Source organism: Neobacillus novalis NBRC 102450 (assembly GCF_001591805.1).
GTDB classification, from domain to species: Bacteria; Bacillota; Bacilli; order Bacillales; family Cytobacillaceae; genus Neobacillus; species Neobacillus novalis.
The window spans coordinates 34574-58359 of record NZ_BCVP01000015.1 but is presented as its reverse complement, the minus strand read 5'-3'; the positions used below and the strand labels follow the sequence as shown (position 1 = coordinate 58359).

The following is a 23786-nucleotide window of genomic DNA, read 5'->3' as shown; positions in this document are numbered from 1 at the left end:
TCAACTCCCCGCTCCCCTTTGGAAAACCTAAAGCTTTTTATAGTCCTTTTGCTGCGATGTAATCAACAAGGTCAACAACGCGGCTAGAGTAACCAACTTCGTTATCGTACCAAGAAAGTACTTTCACCATATTGCCTTCAAGAACCATTGTTGATAATGCATCGATTGTAGAAGAAACAGTGCTTCCATTGTAATCGCTTGAAACTAATGGAAGTTCGCTGTATGCCAAAATTCCTTTTAATGGACCTTCAGCTGCTGCTTTCAATGCTGCATTAATTTCTTCAGCAGTAACATCTTTTTCAAGCTCAGCTACTAAGTCAACGATTGAAACGTTTGGAGTTGGAACGCGCATTGCCATCCCATTTAATTTACCTTTAAGTTCTGGTAATACAAGAGCAACTGCTTTTGCTGCACCAGTTGATGTAGGGATCATGTTTTCAGCAGCTGCACGGGCACGACGATAGTCCTTGTGCGGTAAGTCAAGGATTTGTTGGTCATTTGTATAAGAATGAATGGTTGTCATCATCCCGCGTTTAATTCCGAATGTATCATTTAATACTTTTGCAAACGGTGCTAAGCAGTTTGTTGTACATGAAGCATTAGAAATGACGTGGTGGTTGTTTGCGTCATATTTATCTTCGTTAACACCCATAACGATTGTGATATCTTCGTTGTTTGCTGGTGCAGAGATAATAACCTTTTTCGCACCTGCTTCAAGGTGTTTCGCAGCATCTTCACGTTTTGTGAAACGGCCAGTTGATTCAACCACTACTTCAACGCCAAGTTCACCCCAGCCAAGTTGTGCAGGATCGCGTTCAGCGAGAACCTTCACTTTCTGTCCACCAACTACTAGGTATTCACCATCTACAGTTACGTCTTCTGCAAGCGTTCCGTGAACGGTATCATATTTTAAAAGGTGGGCAAGCATGTTTGCATCTGTTAAGTCGTTAATTGCTACGATTTCCACATTGCTATTGTTTAAAGCCGCACGAAATACATTACGACCAATACGTCCAAATCCATTAATACCAACTTTTACTGTCATGATAAAATTCCTCCTTATTATTGGGTAGAAATATATATTTTTAAAAAGGTTTTACCCTTTTAACAACCTTTTTGCCGCACCTTCATCGGTAATTAAAATCGTCGCTGACGGTGCTTGTTTTAAGTATGCTTTAATTGCCTTTGCCTTCGAGGATCCTCCTGCAACCGCAATGACATTTGGAATCGTCGCGAGGTCTTCGCGCTGAAGTCCAATTGTTGATACCTTATGAACAATCTCGCCACTCTCGTTAAAATAATAACCAAACGCTTCGCCGACAGCCTTCCCGCTTTCAAGCTTTTGCTGAATCTCGGGGTTTGTTTTTCGCCGCTCAGCCATTGTGATAGCATCCCCAATCCCATGGATGACCATGCTTGCGGATTTGATTAGCTTTAAGACCTCATGAATCTCAGGTTCTTTGATGAGTGATTGATAAATTTGTGAACTTACTTGATCGGGGACATAGAAAACACGATGTTTAGAATTGGTGTTTTTCGCCATATTCGAGCATATCGTGTTCGCTTGATTAGCGACATCCTCACCAACTCCGCCCCGGGCAGGAACAAATAGCAATTCCTTCTTAGAAAGCTCTGGTGTTAATCTTTCTGCGATAGCAGCCATCGTTGAACCGCCAGTGACAGCGATAATATTTTCCCCTGTTAAAAGCTTTTTCATGCAGGTGGCACTTGCTTTGCCAAGCTCGCCTTTGACCAATAGTGACTCATCGCTATCGCCAGGAACAATGATGACTTTTTTAATGCCAAGCTTGTGCTTTAATTCTAACTCCATTACATCAATACCCTTTAACTCACGCATTAACTCCTCTAAATCCTCAAGTAAATTTTTCCCTTCAGCAGTTAAACTCATTCCCACATTGTTTGTGTAAATAAGTTGTTGCTCTTTGAGGAAGTCTACTTCACCACGTAGGATTCTTTCGGTAAGCCCAAGGCTGACAGCTAAACTCCTTCTTCCTACCGGCTGCATAAATCCTATGTATCGGAGGATGGAATATCTTTTTTTTAGTACATGAAGGAGATCGGGTAATAGTCTTTTTTGGATATCAATAAATGATTGCATGAGAGCATGCTCCTTTATTCTATGTAGTTGGTCGCGAAATGTCCACCATAGACATATTGTGTCCCGCCTACACTAAAAAAAATCACCCCTGCTACATTTATTATATTAACAGGAGTGAAAACCTATTTCAACTCATTTGATTGGCTTTTTTCTTGCAAACGGTTACTTACGTCAAATTTGTCAACAAACCCAAATCCGACTTCTTCCCCGTCTATGTGAACCACGGGAATCATCAGCCCGTATCGCTCGGTTAAGTCATCATTTGTTTCAATATCGATTTCCTCAAGGGTAAATTCCCAATTCTCTTTTAGCTCAAGGAGAGAGGCTTTTGCTTTATCGCATAAAGGGCAGTGATTTCGGGTATATAAAGTGATGGTAGTTGGTGTCATCGTTAGTGTCATTTCCTTTCAATTAAACCTTTTCCGTTTCGAAGAGGAAGGAATCCCCAGCTGATCGCGGTACTTGGCGATGGTCCGCCTTGAGACCACGATTCCGTTTGTCCCCTTCAATTGTTCGACAATTTCTTGATCGGAAAGCGGCTTTTCCTTATTCTCCTGATCTATTAATTGGTTAATTGCATTCTTCACCTCTGTCGATGAGGCATTTCCATCCGCCGCGACTGTTTGGATGGTACTCGTGAAAAAGGATTTTAAGGTGAAGGTCCCAGTCGGTGTCTGCACATATTTTTCCCGGACTGCCCGGCTGACAGTTGATTCATGAACATCAAGCTCAACTGCGACTTCCTTCATCGTCATCGGCACTAAATGGCGTGCTCCTTTTTGAAAAAATGCCGTCTGTTTTTCGACGATTTTGGCAACCACCCTTGTTAGGGTTTCTTTTCGTTGTTCAATACTTTTGACAATCCATTGATAATCCTGAAGATTATCCTGGATAAAACGGCTGACCTGCTGATCTTGGTCCTTGAATTTTTTATAATAGGACTCGTTAAGACTTATTCTTGGCAGAGCATCATCAAACATTCGTACCGTCAGCCCGTCAGCAGATTGTTCCACAATCGCATCAGGAATAATGTATGTCGTGATTTCTTTTCGTAACATGGACCCCGGCTTTGGGTCTAGAAGTTGGACTTCATCAAAAACATCTTGAATTTCTTTTAGCGATACCTTCAGTTCCTTGGCAATTTGCTTCCATTTCTTTTCGGCAAACAGTACGAAATAATGAGAAATAATCCTTTGCGCAAGTTCGTTAGTTGGATTTTGATAATAGATTTGCATTAACAGGCACTCTTGAAGGTCTCTTGCACCAATTCCCGCTGGTTCAAGCGTTTGAATCACAGCAAGGCCATCTTCAACTAATTCATCAGATACCCGTAAAGTTGCTGCAATTTCTTCAAGGTTACCCAAAAAGTAACCGTTTTCATCTAGATTATGAATAAGATAGCGGATGACTCTTAATTGCTCCGCAGATAAACTAGCTATATTTAGTTGCGAGATTAAATGATCTTCAAGTGAAAATGGTTTATCAGCAAGCTGCTCAATCCAGTCCTTTTCCGACTTTTGATGCCTCCGGCGATTGCGGTCCATTAGGGGATTCATCGGCTGGACATTCCCATTTTCAATCTGCATAAGGGGATTTTCCAATGCTTTATTTTCTAAAAAGTCAGTGAGTTCTTGGGCCGAGTACTGCAATAAGGCAATCGCCTGCGATAACTCCTGCGTCATCGCCAATTTTAATGTTTGCTGCTGCCATAACCCTGCCTTTAAGTTCATTCCACTCCCCCCCTTATGTTCCTATTTTACATGAAAGAAGGAGTTTCGGGTATGGAAAAAAATTATTGAGGGGAATTGGGTACATTTTTAAGGGTTTTGGCTGTTTTTTTAGGGGTCTGGCTGTTTTTCAATGGTATTAGCTATTCTCGAGGGGGTATATCTACTTATTAATGGGTTATGGCTACTTTTTTTGAAGTTTTGGCTACTTTTTGATGGGTTATGGCTATTATTTTGGGAGTTATGGCTATTTTTTAATGGGTTATGGCTAATTAGACATATACTGGAAATCAAGTCAACCTTTTTATCAAAATAAAAACCCCCTGTTTACAAAAAACAGGAGGCCTTCATAACGCGCTCGGAGGGAATCGAACCCCCATTTTAAGAACCGGAATCTTACGTGCTATCCGTTGCACCACGAGCGCTAATTTGTAACGACTTACATATTATATGCTAGTTTCGACAGCTTTGCAAGTAAATAATAGGTTTTAAATTAGTCCGGAATGGTTATGCTGATGTAGGAAAGTTGTCGAACATTTGAAAGGCGAATTGTTTGACCTTTATTGACCATCAGTGTATGATTACTATACAAATTATTTTAAACTTTCACACTCAGGAGGAGGAAGAAATATGAATTTGATTCCTACAGTTATTGAACAAACAAACCGCGGCGAACGTGCCTATGACATTTATTCCCGTTTATTAAAAGATCGGATTATTATGCTTGGCAGTGGTATTGATGACAATGTCGCCAACAGTATTGTAGCACAATTATTGTTTTTAGAAGCGGAAAATCCTGAAAAAGATATTACTCTTTACATTAATAGTCCAGGCGGAAGCATCACAGCCGGGATGGCGATTTACGATACCATGCAGTATATCAAAGCAAATGTATCAACTGTTTGTATCGGAATGGCAGCCTCCATGGGCGCTTTCTTACTGTCAGCTGGGGAAAAAGGCAAGCGTTTTGCGCTCCCAAATGCTGAAGTGATGATTCACCAGCCACTTGGCGGTGCTCAAGGACAAGCAACCGAAATTGAAATTGCCGCTAAACGGATCCTTTTCCTTCGTGAAAAGTTAAATGGAATTTTAGCAGAGCGCACTGGCCAGCCGCTTGAAGTCATTCAAAAGGATACCGACCGCGATAATTTCATGACTGCCGAAAGGGCAAAGGAATACGGCCTGATTGACAGCATCATTACACGCCACACACTTGATAAAAAAGAAAAATAAATGAACATTAGGCAACCGGCATTGAACCGGTTGCTTTTATTTTTGCTTTCATACATTAAAAAAGGATTCAACCACTAAATGAGGTTGAATCCTTTTTTCAATTAATGATCTTTCTGAATAAATTCTGTTAGTGCGTTGATGGCTTTTTCTTCATCGTCGCCGTCTGCGATAATATTAATCACGATTCCTGAGCCAACTGCAAGGCTCATTAATCCCATGATACTTTTTGCATTTACCTTTTTGCCATCTTTCTCTAGAAAAATATCCGCTGAAAAGCGGTTTGCCTCCTGCACAAAAAGTGCTGCTGGTCGTGCTTGCAGACCTGTTCTCAATTTAACCTCTACCTGTTTTGCCAACATTATTTAATTCCTCCTCATGTTTTTATCCTATATTATGATAACAAATTCATTATTTCACAAAGTCAAAATCACTTAGCCCTAAAGCGGGCAATATTTAGGACCCGTCAGAGCCGTCTACTTCCTTGATGCAATTTCGCCCATTCGGAGCTTCTCGGCTATCTCATCAATTTTTCGCAGACGATGATTAATTCCTGATTTACTAATGGCACCGCCGGAAACCATTTCACCCAGTTCCTTTAGGGTAACATCGGGAAAATTCAACCTGAGTTCCGCAATTTCCCGCAGTTTATCCGGTAAAATTTGCAAACCAACCGTTCCATCAATCAAGCGGATATTCTCAACCTGCCTGATGGAAGCACCGATTGTTTTATTGAGATTAGCCGTTTCGCAGTTTACCAGGCGATTCACCGAATTCCGCATATCCCTAACAATTCGAACGTCTTCAAAGCGGAGCAGGGCATTATGGGCCCCGACAATATTTAGAAACTCAGTAATTTTCTCGGCTTCCTTTAAATAGGTAATAAAGCCTTTTTTCCGCTCAAGCGTTTTACTGTTAAGTCCAAATGTATTCATTAATTCGCATAAAGAGTCATTATGATCTTTATAGAGCGAAGAAATTTCCAAGTGATAGGAAGATGTTTCCGGATTATTGACGGAGCCTCCAGCTAGAAAGGCACCACGTAAATAAGAACGCTTACAACACTTCTTTTTTATCAGCTCCGGCGAAATATCGTGAATGATGGTAAATCCATCGCCAATAATTTTCGTGTCCTCCAGAATTTCCTTTGCCTGCTGGGACAAACGAACAATGTAGACATTGTTTTTTTTCAAGCACATTTTTTTGCGGACCAGCAATTCTACCTGTACCTGGTAGCTCTTTTTCAATAATGTATAAATTCTTCTCGCAATCGCGGCATTTTCGGTTTGAATATCAACAACTAACTTACGATTTGAAAAGGAAAGGGAACCGTTCATACGGATCAAAGCCGAGAGCTCTGATTGAATGCAGCACGTTTTCACTTCCAGGTTAGTTAATTCTTTTTTCGTTTCCGAAGCGAAAGACATCCCCTCACCCCTTTATAAAAAGCAATAATAATTTCCCTGCTACTATCTACGCTTCATAACGCTTTTTGGTTTCATCCACGAGCAAATTATATAAAATATTCGCTACTTTTTTCGGGTCATGCCGGAGTGCGCCATTTTCCTGATAGGCAATATCCGCATGGACCACCTCGAGCCCCAGCTCAAAAAGCTGTGGTAAATCATACTGTACCGGGTCAGCCAGCTCTTCATTATAGCGGAGCTGCACATCCTGGGGAATTTCTTCATTATTGACAAGGACCGTATCGACAAAGGCACAGCTCATATGGCTATATAAGGCCTTGACATGATCGCTCGCCGTATAGCCATGCGTTTCTCCTGCCTGTGTCATTAGATTACAAATATAGACCTTTTTCGCATTGGAGCGGCAAACCTCATCCCCTAATCGCGGGACAAGCAGATTTGGGAGGATACTGGTATACAAACTTCCCGGGCCAATGATAATTAAATCAGCCTGACGAATTGCTTGAATCGTCTCGGGTAATGGGCGGATTTCACTTTTGGAAGTTAAATAAACTCTTTTAATCTTTTTCCCCGAATAAGGGATTTTCGATTCCCCGGAAACAATGGCTCCGTCCTCCATCTCTGCATGCAATACCACGCTTTGGTTCGCAGCCGGAAGCACTTTGCCATGGACATTCAAGATTTTGCTCATCTCCTGAATGGCATGAACGAAATTGCCGGTAATCGATGTCATCGCCGCCAAGATTAAATTTCCCAGCGAATGTCCGGAAAGTTCATTCGAGGTTTTAAAACGATGCTGAAACATTTCCTCAACTAGCGGTTCGACATCTGACAGTGATGCTAATACATTGCGTATGTCCCCGGGAGGAGGAATATGCAGATCCTCGCGCAAGCGTCCTGAACTGCCGCCGTCATCCGCGACAGTCACAATGGCGGTAATATCCACAGGAAACTGTTTTAAACCACGCAATAAAACCGGTAAACCTGTTCCTCCGCCAATGACGACAATCCGAGGCTGTCCTATCTCTCTCATGTTGTTTTATCCTTTCTCCTCTCAATGTCGCGGTGGGAAACGCATGTTTTATAATCATTTTCGAAAAATCGGCCTAAATACTCAGCAAGGGCAACCGAACGGTGCTGCCCGCCAGTACAGCCAATCGCAATCACTAGCTGCGCCTTTCCTTCCCGCTTATAATGTGGAAGCATGAAGCTTAGCAGGTCCGTTACTTTTTCCAAAAACTTTTGCGTTTCGTTCCATTTTAAAACATAGCTTGAAACTTCTTCATCCAGCCCTGTCTTTGGTCTCATATGCTCAATATAATGGGGATTCGGCAGGAAGCGCACGTCAAAGACGAGATCTGCATCAATTGGAAGCCCATGTTTAAAGCCGAACGACATGAGATTGACAGTAAAGATTAATTGTTTATTCGCGGTAAATTCCGTTAATATCTTCTCACGTAATTCACGTGGTTTCATCTGGGAAGTATTGTAAATTAATTGTGCCCGGCCTTTTAATTCTTCAAGAAGTTCACGCTCAAGCGAGATGCCCTCAAGAGGTAAGCCTGACTTGGCCAGCGGATGCGACCGCCTTGTTTCCTTATATCTGCGTACTAATGTCGAATCATCCGCATCTAGAAATAAAATCTGCGGCTTCACCCACGATGTTTCGTCCAGTTCATCTAATGCTTTGAATAAATGGTCAAAAAACTCTCTTCCCCGTAAGTCCATAACCAGGGCAACCTTATTCATTTTATTCCCTGATTCTTTCATAAGTTCAAGAAATTTCTGGAGCAGCGTTGGCGGCAAATTATCGACACAGAAGAACCCTAAATCTTCAAAGCTTTGAATCGCCACTGTTTTTCCTGCCCCAGACATTCCGGTAATAATCACCATCTGGGTATCGTTAATCGAACCGGTACTCACTTCAATTCCCCCTAATTATATTAACTTGGATCTAATCGATAACTGATTAGTTGAAAATCTTTTGTATAAGTAAAAGTACCGTAAATGATGCCCTTTCCATGAATCATGTAATCAATGATATGATAATCACCGGCAGCCATCGGCAGACCTTTCACCTGGTCTATCGGATGCCACGCCAGCTTCCCCTCTTCAGATTCGACTAAATCAATGCCATCTGAATCCGCTGCCATAAAAGTAAACATCATCCATTCGGAAAGAAGCTCATCACTTTCCTTCATAATCATTGTAAAAATCCCTTTTAATTGTGGACTTTTTAAATAGATGCCCGTTTCTTCACGATATTCCCTGATGCAGGAGTCTCGTACGGATTCGCCCGGTTCCATTTTTCCTCCCGGAGCCACCCACCATCCCCGGCGCGGTTTCTGCAGTAACAATATTTGATTATTTCTTAACAAAACACAATTGGTGACCCGCTGCATTGTTTTTCACCTACTCTAAAACTAATATTGTAACAGTTTATTTTATTCTTTTCATTATACTATTTTTAGGAAACAGCCACAATGAATACATAATTGATATTTTTTTACCTTAGCCGGCCCAAACTAATATGGTGTTTCACGCCACAATTTACCACAAAAAGGTATTCAAAGAATCATTCCTGCCAATAAAGGCGGTGTGAGCAGAGCTAGGCTTTACTCGCTGAAAGTATAAAATGTATATTTCCCTCTACAATTGGATATACTGATTAATCTTTGCGGCGCTCCGCCCCTTTTCCACGCAAAAAAAATGGCACAAGCTGCTGGGCTTGTGCGCTGAAAAGGTATTTATTTTAAAGGGGGTCAATTTATTTAATCATACCCTATCTATATTTCACTATTGTTACAGGAAAATTAAAACAGAGTTACTTTTTCGTAAATGTAAATTTACACTTATACCTTTTCACTAAACCGTTATTTCTTTAATTTCATCTCTTCGTTAAGTTCTTCGACAAATTGCTGTGCACTTTGAGCAGCAATACTGCCGTCTCCAGTGGCGGTGACAATCTGACGGAGCGTCTTTTCACGAATATCTCCGGCAGCGAAAATACCCGGCACCTTTGTTTCCATTTGTTCATTTGTTTCAATATAACCATTTTCATTCGTAATGCCAAGACTAACAAATGGCTGCGATAGTGGCAGCATTCCGATATAAACAAATACACCATCTGCTGGCAGTTCCTGCTCTTCACCAGTTTGTGTCGACACCAAGGTCACGCTGCCAACTTTGCCATTTTTATCATTAATCGACTTAAGCGTATGATTCCAAATGAAATCAACCTTTTCGTTAGCAAAGGCACGGTCTTGAAGGATTTTTTGCGCGCGCAGTTGATCGCGGCGGTGAACGATGGTGACTTTGGATGCGAAACGGGTTAAGTAAACGCCTTCCTCAACCGCTGAGTCGCCGCCCCCAATCACGTAAAGTTCTTTATTTTTAAAGAAAGCACCATCACAAACGGCGCAATAAGAAACACCGCGGCCGCCAAGTTCTTTTTCACCAGGAACGCCAATTTTCTTATACTCAGCACCGGTTGTAATAATGACAGCGCGTGCTTTATATTGTTTAGACCCAGCGGTAATAAGTTTGTAGTCGCCATGGTCAACGATTTCCTTAATATCGCCGTACGCATATTCAGCGCCGAATTTCTTGGCATGTTCAAACATCTTCGTTGATAAATCAGGACCTAAAATACTCTCAAAGCCCGGATAGTTCTCAACATCCTCGGTATTAGCCATTTGCCCGCCCGGCATGCCGCGCTCAATCATCAAAGTAGAAAGGTTCGCGCGTGATGTATATACAGCAGCCGTCATCCCCGCAGGACCAGCCCCGGCAATAATGACATCATAAATTTTTTCTTCAGTCATGGTTGGTTCACTCCTCTTATATAAAAAAATACGATTAAGTATATTCTTCCCTACTTAATCGTATTAAACAATTGAATTATAGTCCATTTATCTGCTTAATTTAAATAGTCATTCACGATTTTTACATATTTGCCAATCGTGGCGGTTGATAGCCCGTAGCGTTCGGCAACCTCCTGCTGGGATACCTTTTCACTGCGCAGTTTGTGCCACATATATTCAACCGCCCCCGCCCAGGCCCGTTTATTTTTCAAGGAAATGTTGGCTTTGGAAACTTCGACGTACAGCGAGAACCACATCAGGTATAAGCCAGATTCAATTGAGCCAATCGGCTGATGGTTTTCATAAAAAAGCTCGGCAATTTCCTGTGCGTCGGACGTCACAGAAGGTTTTCCCGACCTGATTAACGAAATATATTCTTTTTCTAGGCTGGTGAATTTCTGATTTTGAAACAGCCGCTTTGAGGTAATGATTTCTTCCCTTTTACTTGAAATAGTGGTTAGGAATAGGGCGAATAAGCGCTCTTCGACATAGTCACTTTCAAGCTTTTGAAAAATAGATCCTGATTGGTCTTCCAAACCATTTGCCGGCGCCTTTTCGGCATTCCATGGTTCCATCCCTTCTTTATCAGGATAAATCCGAAGCATCTTTTTCCAGATGTTTTGGGCAAAATTTTCATAGCCGGTGAAATAGGCTGAATAGGATAGCCAGTAATAAAACGGACCATCGCCATCAAAGCCATTTTTATATAATTTTTTCAACCATAAATAGGCAAGCTCATACTCGCCGACCAAAGCAAAGCTGGTACCAAGCTTAAATTGGTGCTCACTAAGGAGCGGTTGAATTTTTTTCAATGATTGCAGCATGTTTGTGACATTGTTTGTTTGCCCCTGATAATGGGCAAATACAAGTTTGTTACAGAGGGCATGCAGATTTCCCGGATTGCGCTCGAGCACATCCTGTAAAATCGATTCTGCTTTTTCCGTTTGACCTAAATAAAAATAAGCTAGCGCTAAGTTATTGTACGCCGACCAATATTCCGGATATTCCTTGACGACATCTTTTAACAGCTCAATTGCCTTTGGAAAATAGCCTGACTCTAGGAGCTCACGAGCCTGTTCTTGTTTGAAAATCAAATCATCCTGCTCCAGATACAGCTCATCCTCAAGATCCTCTGATTCAAACGTAAGCAGTTCAAGCAGTTCCTCTGTATCTTCGGAAAAATCACCATCCGGTTCTAATTGTAAATAGAGCTTTGCATGGTGATAAGCATCTTTAAAAAATCCTATATGGGCATAATTATTCGCTAAAAAGTAATGGCACTCGACCATTTCAGAGTCTAGTTCTTCAAGGACGTGATGCAAGAGCCGGTTGGAATTTTCAAACTCGCCAAGTTCTGTTGACACAATGGCCAGCTGGCATGTAATCATCGGTTCACCAGGCTCGAGCTGCATCGCCCGTCCAAGATATTTTTTTGCTTTGATAAAATCACGTCGATGGTATGCCTTTAAACCCTTCGTGAAATAATATTCGCCCGTAGGAATAAATGAAAGTAATTTTCCCTTTTGAATTCTTGCTTTTGCGTCTTTTCCCATGAAGTCCTCCACATTTTTCAACATAACTTATGTATTATACCATATTTGGCGGTTGTTCGAGAAGGGATTTGGGGGTAGGATTAACTTGGTTCTTCGTTCGGGTGACTTTTGAGGGGAGTTTGGGGAAGTTCTTGTGGGTTTCAGGTAGTTTTTTGGTAGGTTTCAGGTAGTTTTTTTGAGTTTGGCTATTTTTCAAGGGGTTTTGGCTACTTTTTTAGGTGATTCGGCTATTTTCCAAGGGGTTTTGGCTACTTTTTAAGGAGTTTTGGCTATTTAGACATTATATGGAAAATCTCAAAAAGAAAGACCGCGGATTATGAACGGTCTTTGTGTCTTTCCTCTAGTGTTCTTAAAACCTCTTTGAATGGAAGGCCTTGTTCCACCAACAATACCTGAAGGTGATAAAGCAAATCGGCGGCCTCCCACCTAAGTTCTTCGTGGTCGCGGTTCTTGGCTGCGATAATCACCTCAGCGGCTTCTTCGCCGACTTTTTTCAAAATCTTATCGACGCCTTTTTCAAAAAGATAGGTGGTGTAGGCACCCTCTGGACGCTCCCGCTCACGTTCTAAGATTACTTTTTCAAGTGATTGTAAAATCTGATAATCCCCCAGGCCGGTTGACCGCTCCGAAACTCCTTCCGAAAAACAACTAACTGAACCAGTGTGGCAGGCGGGGCCTTTGGGAGTAACCATTACGAGTACCGCATCTTGATCGCAATCGTAGTTGATGCTGACAACTGTCTGCGTGTTTCCGCTTGTCGCACCCTTATGCCATAGTTCCTGACGCGAGCGGCTGAAAAACCATGTTTCCCCAGTTTCAATCGTCTTAGCCAGCGATTCCTCGTTCATATAAGCGAGCGTTAACACTTCTTTCGTACCGGCATCCTGAATGATAGCCGGGATAAGCCCTTTTTCATCAAATTTAACATTCATCGGACAGTCACTCCTTTTTCGCGTAAATAGCTTTTTACCTCACGAACCGAGGTTTCCTTATAATGAAAAATCGAGGCAGCAAGGGCTGCGTCCGCTTCGCCTTCCAAAAATGCTTCTTCAAAATGTGCCGCATTCCCTGCCCCACCTGAAGCGATAACCGGAATGGGAACTGCATTACTTACTGCTTTCGTCAAAGCAAGATCGAAGCCATTTTTCTCGCCGTCACTATCCATACTGGTTAATAAAATTTCTCCCGCACCAAGCTCGGCCGCTTCTACCGCCCACTCCACTACTTTTTTATCAGTAGGTTTTCGGCCGCCATGTGTGAAAACGCGCCATGTCCCGAGCCCCGTGTCGAATTTTGCATCAATTGCGACTACGATACATTGGGATCCGAAATAGCTTGCACCCTCGCTAATTAAAGCGGGGTTCAATACAGCAGCTGTGTTAAGTGAGACTTTATCAGCTCCGGCGCGGAGGAGTTTTTTCATATCCTCAAGAGAATTAATCCCTCCTCCAACCGTAAACGGAATTGCCAGTTCGGATGCAACAGCCTTAACGACCTCGACCATCGTCTTCCTGCCTTCAACTGAGGCCGATATATCGAGGAAAACTAATTCATCTGCGCCTTGCTCATCGTAAAAGCGCGCAAGTTCAACAGGGTCACCGGCATCACGGAGCTGCACAAATTGAATCCCTTTAACTACTCGTCCCTCCTTGACATCGAGGCAGGGAATAATTCGTTTTGTCAGGGCCATGATTTCACCTCTTCTAACGCTGCTTTCAATGTAAACCGATTCTCATAAAGTGCTTTTCCGACAATCGCTCCGCTTACAATTTTCACTTCAGCTAAAGCCTGCAAATCTGCGAGACTGCTGACCCCGCCTGAAGCAATAACATTTTTTCCGGTGACTTTAGCCATTTCACAAACAGCAGCAATATTGGGACCTAAGAGCGTCCCATCTGTCGCAATATCGGTAAAAATAAAGTGTTCCGCCCCCGCATCGGCAAAGCGTTTACCAAGTTCAATCGCCTTTAGTTCTGATGTTTCCAGCCAGCCATGTGTGGCGACATAGCCATTTTTCGCATCAATCCCGACGACAATTTGCGCGCCATATTTTTTTATCATTTCTATCGCAAACTCAGGATTCGATACAGCAACACTTCCGATAATCACGCGATCAACACTCTTTTCAAGGTAGTGAAGGATATCTTCCTCAGAGCGAATGCCGCCGCCAATTTGAATTTTCACACCGTTAAGTGTTTGGGCGGCCTCAATCACAAAGCGGTCATTGACATGCTTGCCATCTTTTGCGCCGTCAAGGTCAACCATGTGAATCCACTCTGCCCCTTCAGCGGCAAAACTTCGGGCCATATCGAAAGGCGAATCCCCATATATCGTTTCCTGATCATAATCCCCCTGAAGAAGGCGGACACAATTGCCGCCGCGCATATCAATGGCCGGATAAATCGTCATGCTCATCGTCTAACCGCCTTCCTTTCCTCCACCATTTTTAAAAAATTATCTAGCAGGTCCATCCCGAGCCTGCTGCTTTTTTCAGGATGAAATTGCATCCCTAGAATATGATCCCTGCCGACTACTGCCGAAACCTGTTCATGGTAATCGGTTTTGGCGAGAAGGACATCGGAGTTTTCTGCATTAACATAATAGGAATGCACGAAATAGACGTAATCCTCAGTGAGATTTTTCAAGAGGGGTGATTCTTTAACAAATTCTAATCGGTTCCACCCTATGTGTGGAACTTTATAGGGCTTGCCATTGCGAGATTTTCCTGGGAAACGGCGGACACTTCCCGGTAATAACCCCAACCCTTCCGTCAGGCCGTTTTCTTCACTTTTTTCAAAAAGCAGCTGCATGCCGAGGCAGATTCCGAGCAGCGGTTTACCCGATGCCGCAAATTCCTTTATGGTTTCTGCTGGGAGCCGTTCCATTGCATCACGGAATGAGCCCACCCCGGGGATAATCAACGCATCTGCCTGAAGCAATTCAATTTCATCGGCGGAGATGAAATAATCAGCCGAGAGTCGTTCCAATGCCTTGCTTACGCTGAAAAGATTTCCCATGCCGTAATCAACAATACCTATCACGTGTCACTCACCGCCCGAATTTTATCGTATTTTTCTTCCATAGTGCCTGACACCATCTGGTAGTTTTTACCTAATGGTGCCTGACACCACTTTATAGCAATCCTTTTGTTGAGGGGATGCCTTTGATGCGCGGGTCTATCGTTGTTGCTTCGTCGAGTGCCCGGCCTAGTGCTTTGAAGACGGCTTCTATCATGTGGTGCGTGTTTTTTCCATAATGAACGATCACATGGAGGTTCATTCGTGCCTCGAGGGCGAGTTTCCAAAGAAATTCATGGACGAGTTCCGTATCAAATGAGCCAACCTTCTGGCCCGGGAACTCCGCACGCATTTCGAGATGCGGACGATTGCTGAGGTCGACGACTACCTGGGCCAAGGCCTCATCCATCGGTACAAACGCATTCCCGTAACGCTTAATGCCCCGCTTGTCTCCGAGTGCTTTTTGTAATGCCTGCCCAAAGCATATGCCAATATCCTCTGTTGTATGGTGATCATCAATCTCAGTATCGCCTTTGGCATCAACCGTCAGATTGAATTGGCCATGTTTCGCGAACAAATCAAGCATATGGCTAAGGAAAGGAACGCCTGTTTCAAGATTGGACTGGCCCTCCCCGTCAATTGCTAACGATAGCTGAATTTTCGTTTCATTTGTTTGTCGTTCAATACTTGCGATCCTTTCCATTCAGATGCCTCCTTGTAATGATTGTTTTTTCCTAATATGAATTGGTAGTTTTTTCCTATTCAAGGAACTCGCTTCTCAGTGACCGGACCGGGCTTTTTTGAACCGCGACGGGCACTATGAACCCTTCTCAGTGACCGGACAAGGCTTTTTTGAACCGCGACGGGCACTATGAACCCTTTTTAGTGACTGAGCGATCGTTTTTAAGTCTTATTTCCACTGCCCGGGCGTGTGCTTCGAGCCCTTCCATGCGGGCAAAGGCAGCGATTTTAGCGCCATTCTCCTTTAACGCCCTTTCACTGTAAATAATCACGCTTGATTTCTTCTGAAAATCGTCGACATTAAGTGGGCTGGAAAAACGTGCGGTGCCGTTAGTCGGAAGCACATGATTCGGCCCGGCAAAATAATCACCGACGGGTTCTGAGCTGTATCGGCCGATAAAGATTGCCCCAGCGTGACGAATTTTTCCAAGAAGCTCCAGCGCATTTTCCGTGATTACTTCGAGATGTTCTGGCGCTAACTGATTAACCGTTTCAACCGCTTCATCGATGTCTGCTGTTACATAGATTGCCCCGTAATCGGCAATCGAACGGGCGGCAATTTCCTGACGCGGCAGCATGGTAAGCTGCTTTTCGACTTCCGCTGCCACCTCTTCGGCCAACACCATTGAGGGTGTAACCAGAACACTGCAGGCCCGGGGGTCGTGTTCGGCCTGGGATAATAGGTCTGCAGCAACCTCATCTGCCCTTGCCGTTTCATCTGCTAAAATCGCAATCTCACTTGGACCGGCAATCATATCGATATCCACATCGCCAAATACCTCACGTTTCGCCAGCGCCACAAAAATATTTCCCGGGCCAGTAATTTTATCAACAGATGCAATCGACTCGGTTCCGTAAGCAAGCGCGGCAATCGCTTGCGCCCCGCCAACTTTATAGATTTCTTTAACCCCGGCTTCCTGAGCCGCGACAAGGACTGCTGCAGGTACAACACCATCTGCGTTTGGCGGCGACACCATCACAATTCGTTCGACACCGGCCACTTTCGCGGGAATCACATTCATCAGTACCGATGATGGATAGGCCGCCGTCCCTCCTGGCACATACACTCCTACCGAATCCAGCGGGGTTATTTTTTGACCAAGAAGGGTTCCGTTGTCTTCCGTTGTCATCCACGATGACCTGAGCTGCTTTTCATGGAAGCTGCGAATATTTGCTGCCGCTTCCCGAATGATGGAAATAAAACGCTGATCGACTTTTTCGTAAGCTTCCTCAATTTCTTTGTTAGTTACGGAAAAAGTAGATAGGTTGACCCTGTCGAATTTCTCCGTATACACGTGTAACGCCTCATCACCCTGTGTTCGAACATCGGCGATTATCGTTTTAACAATCGCTTGCTGCTCGGTAGTGCCCGTATCAATGGAGCGTTTGATCGTTACCTCGTCAGATATTCTTACTATTTTCATCGGAAGAACCCCCTTCGGCAACCACTTCATGCAGTCTTGTTACCAGTTCGTCAATCCGGGTATCTTTCAACCGGTAGCTGACGGGATTGACAATCAGCCTCGATGTTACGTCAACAATTCGTTCATATTCGACCAGCCCGTTTTCCTTTAATGTCCGGCCAGATGAGACAATATCAACAATACGGTCGGATAATCCAATTAACGGGGCCAGTTCGATTGAGCCGTTTAATTTGATAATTTCGACCTGTTCCCCTTGCGCGCGAAAATAGGCTTCCGCCACATTCGGATATTTAGAGGCGACTCTCGGGGCAACCTCATTCATTTGTGTATTCGGAAGCCCGGCAACTGCTAAATAGCAGGGGCTGATTTTGAGGTCAAGAAGTTCATAGACATCTCGTTCCTCCTCAAGGAGAACATCCTTTCCGGCAATTCCGACATCTGCAACGCCATGCTCGACATATGTAGCCACATCCATCGGCTTGGCTAAAATAAATCGTAGCCCTTCTGCAGCTGCTTCGATGATTAATTTTCGTGAATCATCAAATTCCGGCGGCAGTTTATAACCGGCTTTTCTTAATAATTCAAGAGCTTCTTCAAAAATCCGCCCCTTTGGCATCGCTATTGTTAAGTTGTTATTCATTGCCGCTTCCTCCGATTAAAAAGGTCGTATCGTTAAACCTTTTTGTAAAAGCATCAAGGTTTTTTACTCCGGTAATGTCTTGTAGGACCGCCAGTTTACCTTGCCCATGCATTTTTTCTGCTAGTTGAAAGGCTTCTTTCCGCCTCTCTCCACTGAAAAAAATACAGTGTGCAGTATTTTCGAGCTGGACTTCTTTTAGTGCTTCGAGAAGCATATCAAGTCGTACCGCAAACCCGGTCGCGGTTGCTTTTCTTCCAAATTTCTCAATTAAACTATAGCGGCCGCCATTTCCGATGGGGAATCCTACATTCCCGGCATATGCTTCAAATAAAATGCCTGAATAATAGCTCATATGGCTAACAATCGAAAGGTCGAATTTAACCATTTCTTCGATTCCATAATCCTTGATGACATCCCACAGCTCTTGCAGCTCGATGATTGCTTGCTTGCCTTTGCCGTTTTCAATAATGTCGAGAGCTTTTCCGATGACTTCTTCACCACCCCTAAGTTGAAGGAGCTGGAGAAGCCTTTGCTTATCAATTGATGATAGTTGCAAGGAGTTTACATGTTCGCGGTAGCCGACATAATTTTTTTCATATAAAAATTTCCTTAAGGCTGTCGCCCGTCCGTTCGTTCCGAGGATTTGCATAAACAACTCCTGTGCAAAGCCTACATGGCCAATCGAAACTTGGAATTGCGGCAGACCGACTTTCTTTAGGGAAGAAATCAGTAAGGCAATCGTCTCGCCATCGCAGGAGACGGTATCCTCGTTCAAACATTCAACCCCAATTTGCTCGAACTCGGCAGGCCGGCCACCCTCGCGCTGCTGGGCACGGAAAACATTGGCTGAGTAAGCTAACCTTACAGGAAGATCCTCGCTTAATAGTTTGGATGCCGCTACACGGGCGATTGGCGCTGTCATATCAGGCCTGAGCACTAAAGTATTACCCTCTTTGTCAAGCAATTTAAACAGCTGTTGGTCAGCAATCGCTGATGCCGCCCCGACAGTTTCGTAGTATTCAAGTGTTGGTGTTTCGATAAATTGATAGCCCCAGAGTTTCATTGTTTCCGCTATTACTGACCGAATCTGGTGCTTTTTTTCATATAATTCCGGCAGCGTATCGCGCATTCCCAAAGGCTTTTCAAACATAAACAAGCGACTCATTTGGTTCACCCTTTTCACATGCTTTAGTCTGCTAAATTGGTAGCGAATTAAAGTTAATAATTAGTAGTTTACTCTCTAGGTATGTTTTCGTCAATGGAAAAATCAACACGGGTCGAGGAAAGGGGAGAATTTCATAGGAAATCTTGATTGATTCCACTGAGATACGAGTTGATTCTGCTGATTTCAGAGGGTATTTCGCCAAACTGCGTGGTGATTTCGCCAAACTACGCCGGGATTTCGCCAAACTAGGCAGGGATCTCGCCAAACTACGCGGTGATTTCGCCAAACTACGCCGGGATCTCGCCAAACTACGCCGGGATTTCGCCAAACTAGGCAGGGATCTCGCCAAACTACTCCGCATTCCGCCACCCCAACAATTTTTTCTCCCGGAAGGCAAGTTCCATAAAAAAAAGCCCAGTTAAAAGCAAACCAGGCTTCATCCTTCATTATTTACTTCCACGGCCATAAATTACATCATCGGCCCAGCGCGCGGCTAGTTCTTCCTTTGTGTAAATCACCCGCATTGGGTTACCGCCGACGAATGCCCCCGCTGGGACATCTTTGTGGACAAGGGTTCCGGCTGAGACGATGGATCCATCACCAATGGTCACCCCAGGTAAAATCGTCGAATTGGCGCCAATCATGACCTCGCTGCCAATCGAAACTGGCCCCAAGCGGTATTCTTTAATCAAATACTCATGCGCCAGGATGGTCGTGTTATAGCCAATGACCGTGTTGCGGCCGACACTGATTTTCTCCGGGAACATCACATCGAGCATCACCATCAGCGCAAAGGAGGTTTGCTCGCCGACCTTAACACCAAGAAACACACGGTACAGCCAATTCTTCATCCCTAAAAACGGCGTATAGCGGCCGAGCTGAATGACAATAAAATTTCTGACAACCTTCCAAAAAGGCACGGTCTTGTAAACGTGCCATAAAGAATTCGCACCTTCAACCGGGTAGCGGGTCGTATTCCTCATACCTTCACTCTCCGAGGATTTTTAATAAATCCGTCATGTGATCTAGAATATAATCTGGTTCATATTTGGCGATGTATTCTCTGCCTTTAATCGACCATGCGACACCTGCCGTCAATGTCCCGGCATTTTTTCCTGCTAAAATATCATGGTAATTATCGCCGACCATCAGTGACTCCTCTGGTGTGGACTTTAACTGCTCAAGCGCATGGAAAAGCGGTTCCGGATCAGGCTTTACCTTTGTCACATGATCTAGCGCGACAACCACTTCAAAATAGCGATCAAGGTTCATCAGGCGGAGCCCTTTCAAGGCCGTGTCATGACGTTTCGTCGTAACAATTGCGAGTTTGTACCCTTTTTCGAATAAAGTTTGAACTGTTTCCACTGCACCCTCAAATTCTTTCACTAAGGCATCGTGATTGGCGAGATTAAATGTACGGTACTCCAGAATCATTTCCTCTACACGGTCAGGGTCAACTGTACTAAATGCTTCCTGCAAGGTAGGACCCATAAACGGCAAAACATCCTCACGCTTGTACTTGCTTGGATAATATTTTTCAAGCGTATGCAAATAAGTTGAAATGATTAATTCATTGGTATCAATTAATGTTCCATCTAAATCAAACAGAACTGTTGTAATTTTGTTGGTCATAGTTGGCATCCTTTCTTTTCAATTGCCCTCTTCGTTTCCAAATCATCCCGACCACTAAGGTCAGCACTATCGCGACACCAAGCCGGATTAAAAACAGCGGCCATACCGGGATGCCGAGCGGCAAGAAGATTAACGTATCCTCGACAACCGCATGGCAGGCCATTAGAAAAATAAACGCCAGCGTGATATCCTTTTTACTGACACCATCTTCTTTTACGGCTTGAATCATGACACCTGCACCATAAGCTAAGCCGAATAATAAACCGGCAGCCATCGTCGTCGAGGTATTCTCCTTCATGCCAAGCGTTTTCGTGACGGGCGACATCATTTTTGAAAACTTAGTTAACCATTGTAAGTCTTTTAAAATTTGGATGACCACCATAAGCGGGATGACAATCATCGCTAACTGAAAAATGCCGAGCCCTGCTTTTTGAACCGCTTCTAGTAAAATGGCAGCGATGCCGTCGGCCTGTTCCGTACTCGGCTGAATTAACCCATACTTTGCGGTTTCTCCGCCCCCATGCCAAACAAGATTAATCACGGCGGCAGACAGAAGGGCAAGCCCAAGCCTTGTCACCAGGACGACCCACAGCTTGACGCCGGCTTTCATGGCAACGCTGGATTCTATGAATAAATTATGTGAAAACGAAAGCATTACGGCTAGAATAAATACTTCTTTTACCGAAAAATCGAACGTCAAGATGGCGCCGATGCCCGCATACAGGTTCAGGAAATTCCCGAGCACGAGCGGAATCGCGGCATCCCCTGATAATCCCAGCAGCTTCATGAGCGGGGAAATCGCATTCATTACCCATGGCAGAACTGGTGTATACTGCAGCACTGCCACAATCAGGGTAACTGGAAAAATAACTTTCCCTAACGTCCATGTTGTTTTGAAACCAACCAGTAACCCCTTTTTCATTGAGCTTAGCAGCATTCCCAAACTCCCTCCATTCACTACAAATTCGCTTGATCTAAGTAACGGGCCTCTGCCATTTTCTTTTGACGTCGATAAAGTAAAATCGCTATCGCTCCAACGATCAAGGCAATCGAAATCGTTTGCGCCATCCGCAGGCTGCCAAGCATTAAACTATCTGTCCGTAAGCCTTCGACAAAATAGCGGCCGATGGAATACCAAATGACATAGGAGAGAAACAGCTCACCGCGGCGGAAATTCACACGCCGGAGAAAAATTAATAAGAAAAAGCCGGCAAAATCCCAAACAGATTCATATAAGAACGTAGGGTGATAATAGACCCCTTCAATATACATTTGGTTGATAATAAAGTCCGGCAAATGCAGACTTTGGAGAAAACTAAGACTTACTTCACCGCCGTGTGCCTCCTGGTTCATGAAATTGCCCCAGCGGCCAATCGCCTGGCCAAGAATAATACTTGGGGCCGCAATATCGACAATTTTCCAAAAAGAAATTCCTCGTTTTTTGGAAAAAACAATCGTGGTAATTACGGCACCAATCAACGCGCCGTGAATGGCAATCCCGCCCGTCCAAATCTGCGGGATGTCAATTGGATGTTTGACATAATACTTCCATTCAAAAATTACATAATAAATCCGGGCGGAAATAATCGCAATCGGAATTGCCCAAAGCATCAAATCAGCAAATAAGTCCTTCGGAAGCCCCCGGCGATTTCCTTCTCTAATCGCAAGGAACAGGGCGAGTGCCAAACCTGAACCAATAATGATTCCGTACCAATGCACCGGAATCGGTCCAAGCTTAAAGGCAATCGGGTTAAGCGGTTCAATTATTTCGTTCATCTCTCTTTCTCCTTTTTCCCTTAAATATCTTCCTGTTCCCCTTCGTCAATCACATCGGAAAGTCGTTCCGTAAATTGCTGCGCCGCATTCACGCCCATTCGTTTTAAACGGAAATTCATCGCTGCTACTTCAATAATAACAGCGAGGTTTCGTCCTGGGCGAACGGGAACTGTCAGCTTTGTAACGTAGGTGTCAATAATCTTCACTTTTTCTTCATCCAAACCCAGGCGGTCGTACTGCTTTTTGGAATCCCAAATTTCTAAATCCATGATGAGCGTGATGCGCTTATTGCTGCGGACAGCTCCGGCACCAAACAGCGTCATGACATTGATAATACCTAAACCGCGGATTTCCAGTAAATGTTCGATTAACCCTGGTGATGTACCAACAAGGGTATCCTGATCTTCCTGGCGAATTTCTACACAATCGTCAGCAACGAGCCGGTGACCGCGCTTGACCAGCTCCAGCGCTGTTTCGCTTTTTCCGACGCCGCTTTTTCCAGTAATCAGCACACCTATTCCATAAACATCCACTAATACACCGTGGACCGCCGTCGTTGGCGCAAGCTGACTTTCTAAAAAGTTCGTTAACCGGCTTGAAAAGCGCGTCGTTTTCATGCTTGTCCTAAGGACAGGGACCGATTCACGTTCCGATGCTTCAATTAACTCCACTGGAACATCAATATCCCGGGTGACAATAATCGCTGGGGTGATATCGGTGCATAATCGCTCCATTCTTGAAATTCGTTCGCTTTCGGGAAGCTCTTCGAAAAAGGATAGTTCTGTTTTCCCTAACAGCTGGATTCGCTCTGCTGGATAAAATTCAAAATATCCGGCAATTTCAATTCCCGGCCGTGAGATATCACTCGTGGGGATTGGGCGATTGATGCCCTCTTCACCACTGACCAATTCAAGCTGAAATTTTTCTAATATATCTTTGGTGCGTACTTTTGGCAAGAAGCTTCCTCCTCTACACGGACTATTTTTTTCACTATCTCTTATTTTAGCATTTTTTGAAAAAGAACCAAACGGAAGTTATTCGAAAAAGCAAATAAATAAGTGCGCACCACTTGGCAGCAGCGCGCACTCGCTTAATTAATGCTTTGATTTCCTTGAAGGTTCCAGAATCGTTTTCTGAATGACTAAGTTGACGAGCGACATCAGCACCGCAAAAAACATGGCCATCCCGAAGCCGTGAATCTCGAACGACGATCCCATCAGCCAATCCGTCAGTTCAAGCGTGATGGCATTGATGACAAATAAAAACAATCCCATCGTTAATATCGTTACCGGCAGGGTAAACAAAATCAGGAGCGGGCGCACCAGCACATTTAAGATGGATAATAAAATGCTTGCCTGAAGTGCGGCCATAAACCCTGTTAAGTAAAAGCTTTCGTGAAAATAGCCCGCAAGTGCCATAAACAAAACCGCATTAATCAAACATCCAATCAGCCATCTCATTTTCTCTTGTCC

The 23786-nt window shown here is 44.0% G+C and carries 27 protein-coding genes and 1 tRNA gene; 2 read left to right on the top strand and 26 right to left on the bottom strand.

Going from position 1 to position 23786, the window contains the following annotated elements; all coding sequences use genetic code 11:
- Nucleotides 1-37 precede the first annotated feature (37 nt).
- From gap to BANVL01_RS12350, 5 genes are all read right to left on the bottom strand, one after another.
- Nucleotides 38-1045 carry a type I glyceraldehyde-3-phosphate dehydrogenase gene (gene gap, locus BANVL01_RS12375; RefSeq protein ID WP_066091605.1) on the bottom strand — a complete coding sequence of 336 codons (1008 nt, stop codon included), beginning with the start codon at nucleotides 1043-1045 and terminating at the stop codon, nucleotides 38-40.
- A 51-nt stretch (nucleotides 1046-1096) separates the two neighbouring features.
- Nucleotides 1097-2119, bottom strand: a complete 1023-nt coding sequence (locus BANVL01_RS12370) for a sugar-binding transcriptional regulator (RefSeq protein WP_066091608.1) — start codon at nucleotides 2117-2119, stop codon at nucleotides 1097-1099.
- Nucleotides 2120-2241: 122 nt separating this feature from the next.
- Nucleotides 2242-2520, bottom strand: coding sequence for a glutaredoxin family protein (locus BANVL01_RS12365; protein WP_235845553.1), 279 nt, complete (start codon nucleotides 2518-2520; stop codon nucleotides 2242-2244).
- Nucleotides 2521-2526: 6 nt separating this feature from the next.
- On the bottom strand, nucleotides 2527-3849 hold the full coding sequence (gene rpoN, locus BANVL01_RS12360) for an RNA polymerase factor sigma-54 (protein WP_066091616.1): 1323 nt from the start codon (nucleotides 3847-3849) through the stop codon (nucleotides 2527-2529).
- 350 nt (nucleotides 3850-4199) lie between these two features.
- A tRNA-Arg gene (locus BANVL01_RS12350) sits at nucleotides 4200-4271 on the bottom strand.
- Nucleotides 4272-4476: 205 nt separating this feature from the next.
- On the opposite strand from BANVL01_RS12350, the gene clpP reads away from it, so the two are divergent.
- Nucleotides 4477-5079: an ATP-dependent Clp endopeptidase proteolytic subunit ClpP gene (gene clpP / locus BANVL01_RS12345; RefSeq protein WP_066091622.1), complete on the top strand. Its 603-nt coding sequence runs from the start codon at nucleotides 4477-4479 to the stop codon at nucleotides 5077-5079.
- A gap of 101 nt (nucleotides 5080-5180) precedes the next feature.
- On the opposite strand, the gene BANVL01_RS12340 is transcribed toward clpP, so the two are convergent.
- The 15 genes from BANVL01_RS12340 to BANVL01_RS12270 form a co-directional block, all read right to left on the bottom strand.
- Entirely contained in the window at nucleotides 5181-5438 is a 258-nt protein-coding gene (locus tag BANVL01_RS12340) for an HPr family phosphocarrier protein (protein ID WP_066091625.1), read from the bottom strand.
- Between the two features lie 114 nt (nucleotides 5439-5552).
- Nucleotides 5553-6503, bottom strand: coding sequence for a DNA-binding protein WhiA (whiA, locus tag BANVL01_RS12335; RefSeq protein WP_066091628.1), 951 nt, complete (start codon nucleotides 6501-6503; stop codon nucleotides 5553-5555).
- Between the two features lie 46 nt (nucleotides 6504-6549).
- Nucleotides 6550-7536 (bottom strand): gluconeogenesis morphogenetic factor MgfK, encoded by a 987-nt coding sequence (mgfK, locus tag BANVL01_RS12330; protein WP_066091631.1) that lies wholly within the window; start codon nucleotides 7534-7536, stop codon nucleotides 6550-6552.
- Complete coding sequence (gene rapZ, locus BANVL01_RS12325) at nucleotides 7533-8426, bottom strand: RNase adapter RapZ (protein WP_066091634.1); 894 nt, start codon at nucleotides 8424-8426, stop codon at nucleotides 7533-7535. Before rapZ ends, mgfK begins: the two co-directional genes overlap by 4 nt.
- 20 nt (nucleotides 8427-8446) lie before the next feature.
- Nucleotides 8447-8905 (bottom strand): 8-oxo-dGTP diphosphatase, encoded by a 459-nt coding sequence (locus tag BANVL01_RS12320; RefSeq protein ID WP_066091635.1) that lies wholly within the window; start codon nucleotides 8903-8905, stop codon nucleotides 8447-8449.
- A gap of 471 nt (nucleotides 8906-9376) precedes the next feature.
- Nucleotides 9377-10327, bottom strand: a complete 951-nt coding sequence (gene trxB, locus BANVL01_RS12315; protein ID WP_066091638.1) for a thioredoxin-disulfide reductase — start codon at nucleotides 10325-10327, stop codon at nucleotides 9377-9379.
- A 95-nt stretch (nucleotides 10328-10422) separates the two neighbouring features.
- Nucleotides 10423-11919 (bottom strand): tetratricopeptide repeat protein, encoded by a 1497-nt coding sequence (locus BANVL01_RS12310; RefSeq protein WP_066091641.1) that lies wholly within the window; start codon nucleotides 11917-11919, stop codon nucleotides 10423-10425.
- 314 nt (nucleotides 11920-12233) lie between these two features.
- Nucleotides 12234-12851 (bottom strand): bifunctional phosphoribosyl-AMP cyclohydrolase/phosphoribosyl-ATP diphosphatase HisIE, encoded by a 618-nt coding sequence (gene hisIE / locus BANVL01_RS12305; RefSeq protein WP_066091643.1) that lies wholly within the window; start codon nucleotides 12849-12851, stop codon nucleotides 12234-12236.
- Complete coding sequence (hisF, locus tag BANVL01_RS12300; protein ID WP_066091646.1) at nucleotides 12848-13609, bottom strand: imidazole glycerol phosphate synthase subunit HisF; 762 nt, start codon at nucleotides 13607-13609, stop codon at nucleotides 12848-12850. Before hisF ends, hisIE begins: the two co-directional genes overlap by 4 nt.
- Nucleotides 13600-14334 carry a 1-(5-phosphoribosyl)-5-[(5-phosphoribosylamino)methylideneamino]imidazole-4-carboxamide isomerase gene (hisA, locus tag BANVL01_RS12295; RefSeq protein WP_066091649.1) on the bottom strand — a complete coding sequence of 245 codons (735 nt, stop codon included), beginning with the start codon at nucleotides 14332-14334 and terminating at the stop codon, nucleotides 13600-13602. Before hisA ends, hisF begins: the two co-directional genes overlap by 10 nt.
- Nucleotides 14331-14960 carry an imidazole glycerol phosphate synthase subunit HisH gene (hisH, locus tag BANVL01_RS12290; protein WP_066091651.1) on the bottom strand — a complete coding sequence of 210 codons (630 nt, stop codon included), beginning with the start codon at nucleotides 14958-14960 and terminating at the stop codon, nucleotides 14331-14333. Before hisH ends, hisA begins: the two co-directional genes overlap by 4 nt.
- Nucleotides 14961-15051: 91 nt before the next feature.
- Nucleotides 15052-15639 (bottom strand): imidazoleglycerol-phosphate dehydratase HisB, encoded by a 588-nt coding sequence (gene hisB, locus BANVL01_RS12285; RefSeq protein WP_066091655.1) that lies wholly within the window; start codon nucleotides 15637-15639, stop codon nucleotides 15052-15054.
- A 166-nt stretch (nucleotides 15640-15805) separates the two neighbouring features.
- Complete coding sequence (hisD, locus tag BANVL01_RS12280) at nucleotides 15806-17101, bottom strand: histidinol dehydrogenase (protein WP_066091659.1); 1296 nt, start codon at nucleotides 17099-17101, stop codon at nucleotides 15806-15808.
- Complete coding sequence (gene hisG / locus BANVL01_RS12275; protein WP_066091662.1) at nucleotides 17079-17741, bottom strand: ATP phosphoribosyltransferase; 663 nt, start codon at nucleotides 17739-17741, stop codon at nucleotides 17079-17081. Before hisG ends, hisD begins: the two co-directional genes overlap by 23 nt.
- Nucleotides 17734-18906, bottom strand: a complete 1173-nt coding sequence (locus BANVL01_RS12270) for an ATP phosphoribosyltransferase regulatory subunit (protein ID WP_066091665.1) — start codon at nucleotides 18904-18906, stop codon at nucleotides 17734-17736. Before BANVL01_RS12270 ends, hisG begins: the two co-directional genes overlap by 8 nt.
- Nucleotides 18907-19049: 143 nt before the next feature.
- On the opposite strand from BANVL01_RS12270, the gene BANVL01_RS12265 reads away from it, so the two are divergent.
- Entirely contained in the window at nucleotides 19050-19328 is a 279-nt protein-coding gene (locus tag BANVL01_RS12265) for a hypothetical protein (protein ID WP_066091667.1), read from the top strand.
- Between the two features lie 24 nt (nucleotides 19329-19352).
- Here the strand turns inward: BANVL01_RS12265 and BANVL01_RS12260 are convergent, their stop codons facing one another.
- The 6 genes from BANVL01_RS12260 to BANVL01_RS12235 form a co-directional block, all read right to left on the bottom strand.
- Nucleotides 19353-19889: an acyltransferase gene (locus BANVL01_RS12260; protein WP_066091668.1), complete on the bottom strand. Its 537-nt coding sequence runs from the start codon at nucleotides 19887-19889 to the stop codon at nucleotides 19353-19355.
- A gap of 4 nt (nucleotides 19890-19893) precedes the next feature.
- Nucleotides 19894-20538, bottom strand: coding sequence for a pyrophosphatase PpaX (gene ppaX / locus BANVL01_RS12255; protein ID WP_066091669.1), 645 nt, complete (start codon nucleotides 20536-20538; stop codon nucleotides 19894-19896).
- Nucleotides 20507-21475, bottom strand: a complete 969-nt coding sequence (locus tag BANVL01_RS12250) for a nucleoside recognition domain-containing protein (RefSeq protein WP_066091672.1) — start codon at nucleotides 21473-21475, stop codon at nucleotides 20507-20509. The genes ppaX and BANVL01_RS12250 overlap by 32 nt, the downstream gene beginning before the upstream one ends.
- A gap of 20 nt (nucleotides 21476-21495) precedes the next feature.
- Nucleotides 21496-22314 carry a prolipoprotein diacylglyceryl transferase gene (gene lgt, locus BANVL01_RS12245; protein ID WP_066091674.1) on the bottom strand — a complete coding sequence of 273 codons (819 nt, stop codon included), beginning with the start codon at nucleotides 22312-22314 and terminating at the stop codon, nucleotides 21496-21498.
- Between the two features lie 20 nt (nucleotides 22315-22334).
- Nucleotides 22335-23270: an HPr(Ser) kinase/phosphatase gene (gene hprK, locus BANVL01_RS12240; protein ID WP_066091677.1), complete on the bottom strand. Its 936-nt coding sequence runs from the start codon at nucleotides 23268-23270 to the stop codon at nucleotides 22335-22337.
- A gap of 138 nt (nucleotides 23271-23408) precedes the next feature.
- The gene (locus tag BANVL01_RS12235; protein ID WP_066091680.1) at nucleotides 23409-23774 is read right to left on the bottom strand and encodes a phage holin family protein; all 366 of its coding nucleotides are present in this window, start codon (nucleotides 23772-23774) and stop codon (nucleotides 23409-23411) included.
- Nucleotides 23775-23786 lie beyond the last annotated feature (12 nt).